The 13274-nt window shown below is 65.4% G+C and carries 11 protein-coding genes; all 11 read left to right on the top strand.

The window, feature by feature from the left end:
- Positions 1-200 precede the first annotated feature (200 nt).
- Positions 201-2342 (top strand): methylmalonyl-CoA mutase, encoded by a 2142-nt coding sequence (gene scpA, locus ABWP09_RS07150; protein WP_353204457.1) that lies wholly within the window; start codon positions 201-203, stop codon positions 2340-2342.
- Complete coding sequence (locus ABWP09_RS07145; protein WP_353204456.1) at positions 2339-2713, top strand: lysozyme inhibitor LprI family protein; 375 nt, start codon at positions 2339-2341, stop codon at positions 2711-2713. Before scpA ends, ABWP09_RS07145 begins: the two co-directional genes overlap by 4 nt.
- Positions 2714-2721: 8 nt before the next feature.
- Complete coding sequence (gene bioB / locus ABWP09_RS07140) at positions 2722-3747, top strand: biotin synthase BioB (protein WP_353204459.1); 1026 nt, start codon at positions 2722-2724, stop codon at positions 3745-3747.
- A gap of 8 nt (positions 3748-3755) precedes the next feature.
- A complete protein-coding gene (locus ABWP09_RS07135; protein ID WP_353204455.1) occupies positions 3756-4031 on the top strand; it encodes a BrnT family toxin in 276 nt (91 codons plus the stop codon).
- Positions 4012-4311, top strand: a complete 300-nt coding sequence (locus tag ABWP09_RS07130; RefSeq protein WP_188448417.1) for a BrnA antitoxin family protein — start codon at positions 4012-4014, stop codon at positions 4309-4311. Before ABWP09_RS07135 ends, ABWP09_RS07130 begins: the two co-directional genes overlap by 20 nt.
- Positions 4312-4613: 302 nt before the next feature.
- Positions 4614-6785: an ATP-binding protein gene (locus ABWP09_RS07125; protein WP_353204454.1), complete on the top strand. Its 2172-nt coding sequence runs from the start codon at positions 4614-4616 to the stop codon at positions 6783-6785.
- 195 nt (positions 6786-6980) lie between these two features.
- On the top strand, positions 6981-8435 hold the full coding sequence (locus ABWP09_RS07120; protein ID WP_353204453.1) for an efflux transporter outer membrane subunit: 1455 nt from the start codon (positions 6981-6983) through the stop codon (positions 8433-8435).
- Positions 8436-9806 (top strand): efflux RND transporter periplasmic adaptor subunit, encoded by a 1371-nt coding sequence (locus tag ABWP09_RS07115; RefSeq protein ID WP_353204452.1) that lies wholly within the window; start codon positions 8436-8438, stop codon positions 9804-9806.
- Positions 9796-10551, top strand: coding sequence for an ABC transporter ATP-binding protein (locus ABWP09_RS07110; RefSeq protein WP_353204451.1), 756 nt, complete (start codon positions 9796-9798; stop codon positions 10549-10551). The genes ABWP09_RS07115 and ABWP09_RS07110 overlap by 11 nt, the downstream gene beginning before the upstream one ends.
- Positions 10552-10777: 226 nt before the next feature.
- Entirely contained in the window at positions 10778-11986 is a 1209-nt protein-coding gene (locus ABWP09_RS07105; RefSeq protein ID WP_353204450.1) for an ABC transporter permease, read from the top strand.
- A 112-nt stretch (positions 11987-12098) separates the two neighbouring features.
- Positions 12099-13028, top strand: a complete 930-nt coding sequence (locus tag ABWP09_RS07100; protein ID WP_353204449.1) for a 50S ribosomal protein L11 methyltransferase — start codon at positions 12099-12101, stop codon at positions 13026-13028.
- Positions 13029-13274: the final 246 nt, after the last annotated feature.

Here is a 13274-nt window from a genome sequence, read left to right as displayed (position 1 = left end):
ATCGAGGGCGGCCTTGCCTTCCTGCAAAAGCGCAAGGCGGCGTTCCGGGGGGCGTAAGTTGCATTCCCTCTCGCTTTGGGAGAGGGGGGTGTCGCCGTCAGGCGGCGGAAGGGTGAGGGGCACCCTCACCAACTTCGGCTAAGCCGCTGCGCGGCTAAGCCTTCGTATCCTCTCCCGCAGGGAGAGGAGGGAATGGACTTATGACTGACAAACCGACCCTCGAAGACTGGCAAGCCCACGCTGCGAAGGAAGTGAAGGGGCGCGACCTCACTTGGGCGACACCTGAGGGCATCGACGTCAAGCCGCTTTACACTGCTGCCGATGTCGAAGGAATCGACCCCGGCCTGCCCGGCTTCGCGCCGTTTACGCGCGGCGTGCGGGCATCGATGTATGCCGGGCGGCCGTGGACGATTCGGCAATATGCCGGTTTCTCGACCGCGGAAGCGTCGAACGCCTTCTACCGCCGCAACCTCGCCGCCGGACAGAAGGGATTGTCGGTCGCATTCGATCTGGCAACGCATCGCGGCTACGATTCCGATCACCCGCGCGTCACCGGCGATGTCGGCAAGGCCGGGGTCGCGATCGACACGATCGACGACATGAAAATCCTGTTCGACGGCATCCCGCTCGACAAGATGTCGGTGTCGATGACGATGAACGGCGCGGTGATCCCGATCCTCGCCTTTTTCATCGTGGCGGGCGAGGAACAGGGGGTTTCGCAGGATCAGCTCGACGGCACGATCCAGAACGACATCCTCAAGGAGTTCATGGTCCGCAACACCTATATCTACCCGCCTGAACCCTCGATGCGGATCATCGCGGACATCATCGCCTACACATCCGCGCACATGCCCAAGTTCAACTCGATCTCGATCTCCGGCTATCACATGCAGGAAGCCGGCGCGACGCAGCTGCAGGAACTGGCGTTCACGATCGCCGACGGGCGCGAATATGCGAAAGCCGCGATGGCGTCGGGGCTCGATCTCGATGCGTTCGCCGGGCGGCTGTCCTTCTTCTTCGCGATCGGCATGAATTTTTTCATGGAAATCGCCAAGCTGCGCGCCGCGCGCAAGCTGTGGCACCGCGTGATGACCGATCTCGGCGCGCAGGACGAACGCAGCAAGATGCTGCGCACGCATTGCCAGACATCGGGCGTGTCGCTGACCGAGCAGGACCCATATAATAACGTCGTCCGCACCACCGTTGAGGCGATGGCGGCGATGCTGGGGGGGACGCAGAGCCTCCACACCAACGCGCTCGACGAAGCGATCGCGCTGCCGACCGATTTCTCAGCGCGCATCGCACGCAACACGCAGATCGTGCTGCAGGAAGAGACGGGGATGACCAAGGTCGTCGATCCCCTCGGCGGCAGCTATTATATCGAGAGCCTGACCGAGGAGCTGGTCGACAAAGCGTGGGAGATCATCCAGCGCGTCGAGGCCGAAGGCGGGATGGCCAAGGCGGTCGCGGCAGGCTGGCCCAAGGCGATGATCGAGGAAGCCGCGGCTGGCCAGGCCGCACGGGTCGACAAGGGCGAGCAAGTGATCGTCGGCGTCAACAAGTATAAGCTGGCCGAGCAGGACCCGATCGACATTCTCGACGTCGACAATGTCGCGGTGCGCGAATCGCAGATTGCGCGGATTGCACGGTCGAAGGCGGGGCGCGATGAAGCGAAATGCATCGCTGCGCTCGACGCGTTGCGTGAGGGCGCGCGCGGAACGTCAAACCTCCTCGCGCTCGCGGTCGACGCGGCGCGGCAGCGTGCGACGCTCGGTGAGATTTCCTCGGCGATGGAAGATATCTTCGGGCGCTATGACACCGTGCCGACGCCGGTATCGGGCATTTACGGCGGCGCGCATGAATTCGATGCGGCGTGGCAGGGGCTGAAGGAAGGCGTCGTCTCGCTTGAGACGCGCAATGGCCGCCGCCCCCGGATGCTCGTCGCCAAGATGGGGCAGGACGGGCATGATCGTGGCGCGAATCTGGTATCGTCGGCGTTCGGCGATCTGGGGTTCGAAGTTGTGCCGGGGCCGCTGTTCCAGACGCCGTCCGAAGCCGCGAAACTCGCGGTCGAAAGCGATGTCGACGTGGTCGGCGCCTCCAGCCTTGCGGCGGGGCACAAGACGCTGATCCCCGAACTGATCGGCCATCTGCGCGATGCCGGGCGCGGCGACATCAAGGTGATCGCCGGCGGCGTTATCCCGGCGCAGGATTACCAATATCTGCGCGACGCCGGCGTGCAGGGGATTTTCGGGCCGGGCACCAATCTGGTCGAGGCGGCGGGCGAGGTGCTGCGCTTGCTCGGGCATAACATGCCGCCGGTTGAGGAGGCGGCAGAATGAACCGTCTTGTGAGTCTGGCGGTGCTGCTGCTGGCCGCCCCTGCTTCCGCGCAAACCCAGACCGAAATGACCATCAGCGCGGGTGCCGCTTATGCCAAGGCCGATGCGGCGATGACGGCGCAGTGGAAGGTCACGTTCGCCCGGATGAAGGCGCGCGATGCGGCGGATATTTCGCGCGGCGGCGGTTTCGGCTATGCGGCGGCATTGCTCGAAAGCCAGCGCGCGTGGCTGAAGTTTCGCGACGCACAGTGCGTCATCGAAGGCGGCGAGGTCGCGGGCGGATCGATGCAGCCAATGGTGATCGCGGCGTGCAAGGCGGACCTGACCAAGCAACGCACCACGCAGTTGCACGAATTGGAGTGGCGAAATTGACCGACGGTATCTTGGTTCCTTGCTCGGGGAAGGCCGTAAGAACAGATTGGTCACGGCAGGAAATCGCCGCCTTGTTCGATCTGCCCTTCGACGATCTGATGTTCGAAGCGCAGAGCGTCCACCGTGCGCATCATGCGGCGGGCGAAGTGCAATTGTGCACGCTCCTGTCGATCAAGACCGGCGGGTGCCCGGAGGATTGCGGCTATTGCTCCCAGTCCAAATCTGCAGACTCAGGCATGAAGGCGACCAAGCTGATGGACGCGCGCAGCGTTCTGCAAATGGCGGCGCAGGCGAAAGACAGCGGATCGCAGCGCTTCTGCATGGGCGCGGCGTGGCGCAACCCCAAGGACAAGGACATGCCCGCCATCGTCGAGATGGTGAAGGGCGTGCGCCAGATGGGCATGGAAACCTGCATGACGCTGGGGATGCTCACGCCGAAACAGGCGGCGATGCTGGCCGATGCCGGGCTCGATTATTACAACCACAATATCGATACGTCGCCCGAACGCTATGACAGCGTCATCACCACCCGGACCTTTGCCGACCGGCTGGAGACGCTCGAGCATGTGCGCGAGGCGGGGATCAACGTGTGCTGCGGCGGGATCGTCGGGATGGGTGAGACGCGGAGCGACCGCGTTGGCTTCGTCCATGCGCTCGCCACCTTGCCGCGGCACCCGGAGAGCGTGCCGGTCAACGCCCTCGTCCCGGTGAAGGGCACCGTGCTCGGCGACATGCTGGCGGACACGCCGCTCGCCAAGATCGACGATATCGAATTCGTCCGCACGGTGGCGGTCGCGCGGATCACGATGCCGCTGAGCATGGTGCGGTTGAGCGCGGGGCGTGAGAGCATGTCCGAGGCGACGCAGGCCTTGTGCTTCATGGCGGGGGCGAATTCGATCTTCACCGGGGACAAATTGCTGACGGCGGGCAATCGCGGGGACAGCGCGGACGCGGCGATGTTCGCGCGGCTGGGGCTGCGGGCAATGACGGGCGCGGAGCCGATGCGGGCGCTTGACGTAGCTGCTGTTTTGTAGTTACATCTGTGGAGTGGGTTTGGGACGAGCAGAAGGCTGCGACAAACTATCGGGATCACCGCGTTCTGTTTGGGACAGCGATGCTGGTGTTTGACGATCCGATGTTTCTGAGCGTTCCGGACCCACACCCCGATGACGATCGGTGGCGAACGATCGGCATGGTCGGCTCGGGTATCTTGTTTGTTGTCCATACCGTGATCGACGAGAACGGACTGGGCCGGATCATCAGCGCCCGTCGCGCGACACCGAGGGAAAGGAGAGTGTATGAAGCGTCACGTTTCTAAGGGCATCACCCCCGAGATCGCGGCCAACCTCGCCGAAATTGCGGCGATGGACGACGCGAGCATCGACTTGTCCGACATGCCCGAAGTCACCGATTGGTCGAACGCGGTGCGCGGCAAATTCTATCGCCCGGTCAAGCAGCAACTGACGCTGCGGCTCGATGCCGATGTGGTGCATTGGTTCAAGACGCACGCGGACGGCGAGCGCGGTTACCAGACCAAGATCAACGCGGCGCTCCGCCGGTTTGTCGAGGAAGAAATCGCGCGGGAGAAGGCGGCGTGATTTCTGCGTCCCCCATCCGTCACCCCGGACGTGTTCCGGGGGCCGCGCCTCCGCTCGACACGCCGTCGGTTGTGGCACGGTGGACCCCGGAACACGTCCGGGGTGACGGATGGGTAATGGCGTGAACGGCGAATGCAATAACTGCGGCCATCCAATCGGCTATCACCACGACTGGGTGGATTCAGAAGACGAAATGTTTTGTACCTGCCTAGGCTGCACTTGCCCGGGATTTTGTGACGAAGCAGTTTTAAGCGCGCAAACCGGACCTCGCTTGCAGGTCGCAATGTCGAAGGACGTTTAGCTTGTTCAAAAAAATCCTCGTTGCCAACCGTGGCGAAATCGCTTGCCGCGTGATGCGCACCGCCAAGAAGATGGGTATCGCGACGGTCGCGGTCTATTCCGACGCGGACGCGCGCAGCCCGCATGTGCTGATGGCGGATGAGGCGGTGCGGCTGGGGCCGCCGCCTGCCGGTGAGAGCTATTTGCTCGCCGATCTGATCCTTGCAGCCGCCAAGCAGACCGGCGCGGATTGCATCCATCCCGGCTACGGCTTCCTGTCCGAGCGCGAGAGCTTCGCGCGGGCGTGCGCCGAGGCGGGGATCGCGTTTGTTGGCCCGCCGCCGAACGCGATCGCGGCGATGGGCGACAAGATCGAATCGAAGAAGCTCGCCAAGGCGGCGGGCGTCAATGTCGTGCCGGGCTTCCTCGGCGAAATCGACAGCACCGATCACGCGGTCGAGATCGCATCGGGCATCGGTTATCCGGTGATGATGAAGGCCTCGGCCGGCGGCGGCGGCAAGGGGATGCGGCTGGCCTATTCCGAACAGGACGTGCGCGAGGGCTTCGAGGCCACGAAACGAGAAGGCTTGGCCTCGTTCGGCGATGACCGCGTGTTCATCGAGAAGTTCATCGAAAGCCCGCGCCATATCGAAATTCAGGTGATGGGCGACCAGCATGGCAACATCGTCTATCTCGGCGAGCGCGAATGCTCGATCCAGCGGCGGCACCAGAAGGTGGTCGAGGAAGCGCCGTCGCCCTTCGTCACGCCCAAGATGCGCAAGGCCATGGGCGAGCAAGCGGTCGCCCTGGCGCGGGCCGTCGGCTATTACTCTGCCGGGACGGTCGAGCTGATCGTGTCGGGCGCGGACACCACCGGCGAGGGCTTCTACTTCCTCGAAATGAACACGCGGCTGCAAGTCGAGCATCCGGTGACCGAGGCGATCACCGGGCTCGATCTGGTCGAGCTGATGATCCGCGTTGCGGCAGGGGAGCCGCTGGGCTTCACCCAGGACGATGTCGTGCTCAACGGCTGGGCCGTGGAGAATCGCGTCTATGCCGAGGACCCGTATCGCGGCTTCCTGCCGAGCATCGGGCGGTTGGTGCGGTATAATCCGCCGGAGTCGAGCGAGACGCCGTATCTGTCCCCCTCCCGCTTGCGAGTTTCAGGTCGGTCCGTCCCCTGGACGGACCTGAACGATGCGGGGCATCGTTCACCTGAAACTGGGTTAGGGGAGGGGCTGTCGTCGAGCGACGCTACGTCCGGGCATGCCCTCTCCCAACCCCTCCCGCAGGCGGGAGGGGAGCAAGAAGGCGAGTCCTACACCCGCGTCGACGACGGCGTGCGTGAGGGCGGCGAGGTCAGCATGTTCTACGACCCGATGATCGCCAAACTCATCACCTGGGCACCGACGCGCATCGAGGCGATCGATGCGCAGATCGATGCGCTCGACCGGTTCGAGATCGTGGGACCAGGCAACAATGTGGATTTCCTCTCGGCGCTGATGCAGCATCCGCGCTTCCGCAGCGGCAACATCACGACGGGCTTCATCGCCGAGGAATATCCCGACGGTTTCCACGGCGCGCCGCCGTCGGCCGAACTGGTCGAGGCGCTTGCCGCGATCGCTGCCTTTGCCGCCACCGCCGAGGCCGACCGCGCGCGGCGGACCGACGGGCAGCTCGGCAAGCGGCTGCGCCCGCCGTCGGACTGGTCGGTGAAAATCGGCGAGACCGAACATCTCGTCGCGATCTCGACGCGCGGGATCACGGTCGATGATTCGGACCTCGACATCGCGCTCGAATATACGCCGGGCGACCGCGTAGTGGAGGCCGAGCTCGACGACGCCCCGCTCACCGTCCGCATCGCGCGCACCCGCACCGGCTTCAAGCTCACCACGCGCGGCGCGACGCATGTCGCGCGCGTCCTGCCGGCGCATGTCGCGCCCTATGCGCAGCATCTGATCGAGAAAGTGCCGCCCGATCTGTCGCGCTTCCTGCTGTGCCCGATGCCGGGGCTGCTGATGCGGCTCGATGTCGGCGCGGGCGACAAGGTCGAGGCGGGGCAACCGCTCGCCGTGGTCGAGGCGATGAAGATGGAAAACATCTTGCGCGCCGAAAAAGCGGGGACGGTCAAATCGGTCAACGCAGCCCCCGGGGACAGCCTTGCGGTCGATGCGGTGATTTTGGAGATGGAATAGGGCTTGCGCCCCCTCCACACCGCCGCTGAGCGGTCGCGAATTTTGTGCTTGCAGTTGACCCTGCGTAAAGCGGCATAACCGCCGCATGATTGATTCTCTTGCCAGGCCCGCCGCGATCGACATCGTCGATGCCAAGATACGAATTGCGACACAATTTCAGTGGACCCGGGGCTGTGTGTTAGTCAAATGAACACCATGCGTTTGTCCGTCGCCCTGCTGCTCGCTCTTACGCTGCCGATCGCGGCGTGCACCGTCGGACCACGTTATCATCCGGCGAGCCCGGCGGCGCTGGGCGTGCCCGATGGCTATTCGGTGCCGAGCGATGCGCAGGCACAGGCCGATCTCACCGCGTGGTGGACCAGCTTCGACGATCCGCTGCTCGTCAGCATCGTCGCGCGCGCGCGGGCGAACAATCTCGATCTTGCGCAAGCCGTCGCGCGGTTGCGGCAAGCGCGTGAATCGCTCGTTCAGTCGCGCGCGCAATTGCTGCCGACGGTCGGCAGTTCGGCGGGCTATACCCGCTCGCAAAGCATCATCGGCGGGACCACCACCTTGCCCGGCGGCGCGACGATCGTGACCGGGCGCGGATCGGGCGACACGCTCTCGCTCGGGCTCGATGTGCAATATCAGGTCGGCCTGTTCGGTGAAGTCCGCCGCACGGTCGAGGCGAGCCGCGCGCAGTTCGCCGTATCGGGCTATGATTACGCCACGGTGCTGCTCTCGACCCAGGCCGAGACCGCGCGCAATTACATGCTGGCGCGGCTGTATCAGGCGCAGCTTGCCAACGCGCAGAATTCGCTCGCGCTGCAGGACGACAATCTGGAAATCGCCGGGTTCCGCGTGCAGGCGGGTCTCGTCTCCTCGCTCGATGCCGAGCAAGCGCGCTCGCAGCGCGCGAGCACCGCCGCGACGATCCCGACCATCGAGCAGAATTACAACGCCGCCGTATCGCGGCTCGGCGTCCTGACCGGGCAGGCTCCGGGTGCGCTCAAGGCCGAGATGGCGGCGGTCAAGGCGATCCCCGTGGGTCCCGACGCCATCGCGGTCGGCGTGCCGATCGATACGCTGCGCCAGCGGCCCGACGTGCGCTCGGTCGAGCGCAGCCTTGCCGCGGCCACCGCGCAGATCGGCGTGGCCAAGGCGCAGCTTTATCCCGCGCTGGCGATCAGCGGCAGCCTCTCGACCGACGCCTCGAAGATTGGCACTTTGTTCGAGACGATCGCAGGGCAAGTGTTCTCCGGGCTGACCCAGACGATCTTCAATGGCGGCCGGCTGCGGTCTGCGGTGCGTGGGCAGGAAGCGGCGGCGGATGGCGCGTTCGCGGCCTATAAATCGACCGTGCTGACGGGCCTTGAGGATGTCGAGACTGCGCTGGTCGCGCTCGACAGCGCCAAGCGGCGGGCCGAGCAGTTCACCATCGCGCTCGATGCCGCAAACAACACCGCCTTGCTGTCGCGCAGCCAGTATCGCGCTGGGCTGACCGATTTCACCACGCTCAACACCGCCGAGAGCAGCTTGCTCACCGCGCGCAATGGCTTGGCGCAAGCGCAGGCTGACCGCGCCAATGCGCTGGTACAGCTCTATCTCGCGCTCGGCGGGGGCTGGGACAGCGCCGCCGATCCGACCGCTCTCGTCACGCAGGAACGCTAAATGGCCGATCCCGTTCGCACCGATCTCAACGACTTCCTCGGCGCGAAGCCGGTGCCGGTGTGGCGGAAGTGGGCGAAATGGGCCGGCGTCGCGGTTGGCGTCGTGCTGTTGCTGGTGCTGCTCAAAAGCTGCTTTGGCGGTACCGCCAAGCCCGAATATTCGACCGAGGCGGTCACGCGCGGGTCGCTGTCGGTCAGCGTTTCGGCGACGGGCAAGCTTGCGCCGACCAACCAGGTGCAGGTCGGCTCGGAACTGTCGGGTCTCGTCACCCGGGTGGTGGTCGACGTCAACGACCGCGTCACCAAGGGCCAGCCGCTCGCGCTGATCGATCCGTCGCGCTTCCAGGATACGGTGAACCAGAGCCAGGCCGCGCTCAACGCGGCGGTCGCGACGGTTGCGCAGAATCAGGCGACGCTGGCGCAATCCTCGGCACAGCTTGCGCGGTTGCAGGAGGTGAGCCGCCTGTCGGGCGGGCGCGTGCCGGCCAAGACCGAGCTTGAACAAGCGACCGCCGACCGCGACCGGGCGATCGCCAATGTCCGCGCAGCGCAAGCGAACGTCGCCTCGGCGCGGGCGACGCTGTCGTCGAACCAGACGCAATTGGTGCGCGCCGTAATCCGGTCCCCGGTCGATGGCGTGGTGCTGGCGCGGCAAATCGAGCCGGGCGCGACGGTTGCGGCGTCGTTCAACACGCCGACGCTGTTCGTCATTGCCGAGGATCTGGCGACAATGAAGCTCGAAGTTGCGATTGACGAGGCTGATGTCGGATCGGTCAAGCAAGGCCAGAGCGCGACCTTCACGGTCGATGCCTTCCCGGGCAAGACCTTCCCGGCGTCGATCACGCGCGTCGATCTTGGATCGAACCTCAGCGCGCAAACGACGACCACGACCACCACCACCACGGGGCAAGTCGTGTCTTACGGCGCGACGCTGAGCGTCAACAATGCCGATCTGCAATTGCGCCCCGGCATGACCGCGACCGCCGACATCACGACCTCGGCCAAGACCAATGTGCTGCTCGTCCCCAACGCTGCCTTGCGCTTCAAACCGCCTGCGGCCGCCAATAGCGGCGGCGGCATCGCCGGGACGATCGTGCCGACGCGGCCACGGCGCGGCGCGGGCGGCGCCGACAAGGACGTGACGGTCAAGCGCGGTGGCGCGCAGACCGTCTATATCCAGGACGCGACCGGCACGCCCAAGGCGGTCGATATCACCACCGGCGAAACCAACGGCACGATGACCGAAGTGATCGGCGGCGATCTGAAGCCCGGCGACAAGGTCATTACCGGGCAGCTCGCCGCTGGTGTGACCGCTGGGTCGAGCGGCAGCAAGCGTCGTGCAGGCGCGGCTGGGGCGAGTGGTGGCCAGTAACGCCCGTCTCGCCACTGGTCGCGTCGCATCGGCGGGGGACACGATCATCGCGCTGCGCGGGGTAACCAAGACCTATGGCGAGGGCGCGACCGCGTTCCAAGCGCTGAAGGGCATCGACCTCGACATCACGCAGGGCGATTTCGTCGCGGTGATGGGCGCGAGCGGATCGGGCAAATCGACCACGATGAACATCCTCGGTTGCCTCGACGTGCCGAGTGCCGGGACCTTTCAGTTCAAGGGCGTGCATGTCGAGACGCTCGACCGCGACCAGCGCGCGCTGCTGCGGCGCAAATATCTTGGCTTCGTGTTTCAGGGCTTCAACCTGCTCGCGCGCACCTCGGCGCTCGAAAATGTCGAGCTGCCGTTGCTGTACCGCGGCGACGCCAAAAAGACGCAGCACGATACCGCGATGGCCGCGCTCGACAAGGTCGGGCTGGCGGATTGGTGGGATCATACGCCCGCCGAGCTGTCGGGCGGTCAGCAACAGCGCGTCGCCATTGCGCGCGCGATCGTGACGTCGCCGGCGGTGCTGCTGGCCGATGAGCCGACCGGCAACCTCGATTCGGAACGCTCGGTCGAAATCATGGAATTGCTCTCGGGGCTCAACCGCGACAGCGGCATCACCGTCATCATGGTCACGCACGAATCCGACATGGCGGCGTTCGCGCGGACGATCGTGCATTTCAAAGACGGGCTGGTCGAGCGGGTCGAGGCGAAGCATGCGGCTGGCGGGGTGGTGGCGTGAGAGCCGTGCGTCTTGCATCTCCCTCTCCCCTAAAAGGGGAGAGGGTTGCGCAGACTTGGGTCGCGCTCCTTCAGCGCGGCCCTAGTCGGAGCTGGGAGAGGAGTAAGCGGTCGCCCTTTGCGACCGCTGCTCGCGTGGCCTCGCCCCTCTCCCCAGCTGCGCTAGGCAGCAAGCTGCCAAGCTACGCTAGCCCTCTCCCCGTCCGGGGCGAGGGAGAAGGACGCTAATGCTCGGTACCACCTTCCTCCTCGCGATCCGCTCGATCGCACGGCACAAGCTCCGCTCGATCCTGACCGCGCTCGGCATCATCATCGGCGTGGCCGCAGTGGTGTCGATGGTGACGCTGGGTAAGGCGACCACCGCCGCGGTGCAGCAGTCGATCGCTTCGCTCGGGACCAACATCCTGCAAGTCCGCCCCGGCCAGGGCTTTGGCCGCGGTGGCGGCGGCCCGCGTCCGCCCGACTTCAAGCCCGAGGACGTGACCGCTATCGCCAATCAAATCGCCGGTGTCACCGCGGTCGCGGCCCAGGCGCAGGCCACCGCCACTGTGATTTATGAGGGTGCCAATTGGTCGACGACGATCAACGGCACCACCAATGGTTATTTCGACGTCCAGCCCTGGCCGCTGACCGCCGGGCGTGCCTTCACCCCGATCGAGGAAGCCGCCGGCAAATCGGCGTGCATCATCGGCAACACGGTGTCGAAAAATCTCTATCGGGGCGGTCAGGCGGTCGGCACGCGGATGCGGATCGGCGCGATCAGCTGCGACGTGATCGGCGTGCTCAGCACGCGCGGCCAATCGGGCTTTGGCGGCGATCAGGACGATGTTGTGATCATGCCGATCAAGGCGGTGCAGCGCCGTTTCACCGGCAATCGCGACATCCGCCTGATTCTGGTTGGCGTCGACAAGGCGTTTGCGAGCAGCACGGTGCAAGCCTCGATCGAGGATCTGCTGCGCGAACGCCGCAACATCACGACCGGCAAGGAGGACGATTTCTTCGTCTTCGACACCAAACAGATCAACGATACGCTGACCGGCGCGACCACCGCGCTGACCAGCATCGTGACCGCGGTGGCGGGGATCAGCCTGATCGTCGGCGGGATCGGCATCATGAACATCATGCTCGTCTCGGTGACCGAGCGCACGCGCGAGATCGGCATCCGCCTCGCGATCGGCGCGGTCGCGAACGAAGTGCTGTTGCAATTCCTGGTCGAGGCGATCGCCTTGTCGATGCTCGGCGGGGTGATCGGGCTGCTGCTCGCGCAAGGCGTGATCCTTGCGCTCGTGCCGGTGCTCAAGGTGACGTATCTGTTCGATCTGCAGATCAATCTGATCGCCTTCGCGATTTCCGCGCTGATCGGCGTCGTTTTCGGCTATTTCCCGGCGCGGCGCGCGGCCTCGCTCAACCCGATCGACGCGCTAAGACACGAATAGCGGATTTCCAGTGTCATCCCCGCGAACGCGGGGACCCAGCTCCGGCGACACGAGATGGGTCCCCGCGTTCGCGGGGATGACAGGCGTTGCGGCGAGTGGCAGGACGCGCGGCATGACCAGCTGGAAATTGAGCTTGCCCTGCACGCGCGCCGAGGCCGAGGCGATCGATGCGTCGGACGACATTGCCGAGGGCATGGTGCTGATGACGACCGAACTGCACGAGGACGATCGCGAGCATTGGCGGCTCGATGCCTATCTCGAGGCCGAACCCGCTGCCGCGACGATCGCCGCGCTGCTTGGCCTGGTACCGAGTGCGGCCGGGATTGCGCCCGCCATCGAAAAGCTGCCCGAGGAGGATTGGGTCACGCTCAGCCAGCAAGGGCTTGAGCCAATCGCCGAAGGGCGCTTCGTCGTCCATACTTCGGCGCATCCGGCGACGCCGCCCGCAGGCGGCCGCGCGTTCCTGATCGAGGCGGGGCAAGCGTTCGGGACGGGGCATCATGCGACGACCTCGGGCTGTCTCGCGATGCTCGACGCGCTGCCGGGGCCGTTCGCGCGCGTGATCGACATCGGCACGGGCACCGGTCTGCTCGCGTTCGCCGCGCAGCATTTGTGGCCTGAAGCAGCGGTGATCGCGACCGATATCGATCCGCGCGCGATCGTGGTGACGGCGGAAAATGCCACGCTGAATGCGATCTCGGGCGTCGAGCTGATCGTCGCCGACGGCGCGCTTGACGATCGCATCACCGACCGCGCGCCCTATGATCTGCTGATCGCCAACATCCTCGCCGGGCCTTTGGTCTCGATGGCCCCGGAAATTGCCGCGATCGCCGCACCGGGGGCGACGATCATTCTCGCGGGATTATTGGAGACGCAGCGCGCCGATGTCGTTGCGGCGTTCTCAGGCTGCGGCTGTGCGCTGGACGCGGTTGACCGGCGCGGCGACTGGTCGATCCTGCGGCTGACGGCGGGGGCGGTGCGCTATGTCCCGACCGCGCCGATCGACCCGAAGGGCCGCGACGGCTGGGCGCTGGATCTTTAGAGCATCGCGCGCTTAATATGGTGCACACTATGCCGTTCGCCCTGAGCTTGTCGAAGGGCCACGTGCCTCACGTCCGTCGTCGTTTGTGGCAAGCGGGGCTTCGACAGGGTCAGCCCGAACGGGGCTGGGGCTGCGTCAGCTTCAAAGCACGATGCTCTAGCCGGCTTATCTGGCGACCGGCTGCCACCCGTCGACTTCGGCGCGCAGCGACGCCACAAACGAATCGTAGATCACTTTCGTGCGCGC

This window comes from Sphingomonas sp. (assembly GCF_040398505.1).
GTDB lineage: Bacteria > Pseudomonadota > Alphaproteobacteria > Sphingomonadales > Sphingomonadaceae > Sphingomonas.
Note: the sequence above shows the minus strand (reverse complement) of the source record. Positions and strands in the feature narration are given on the sequence as shown.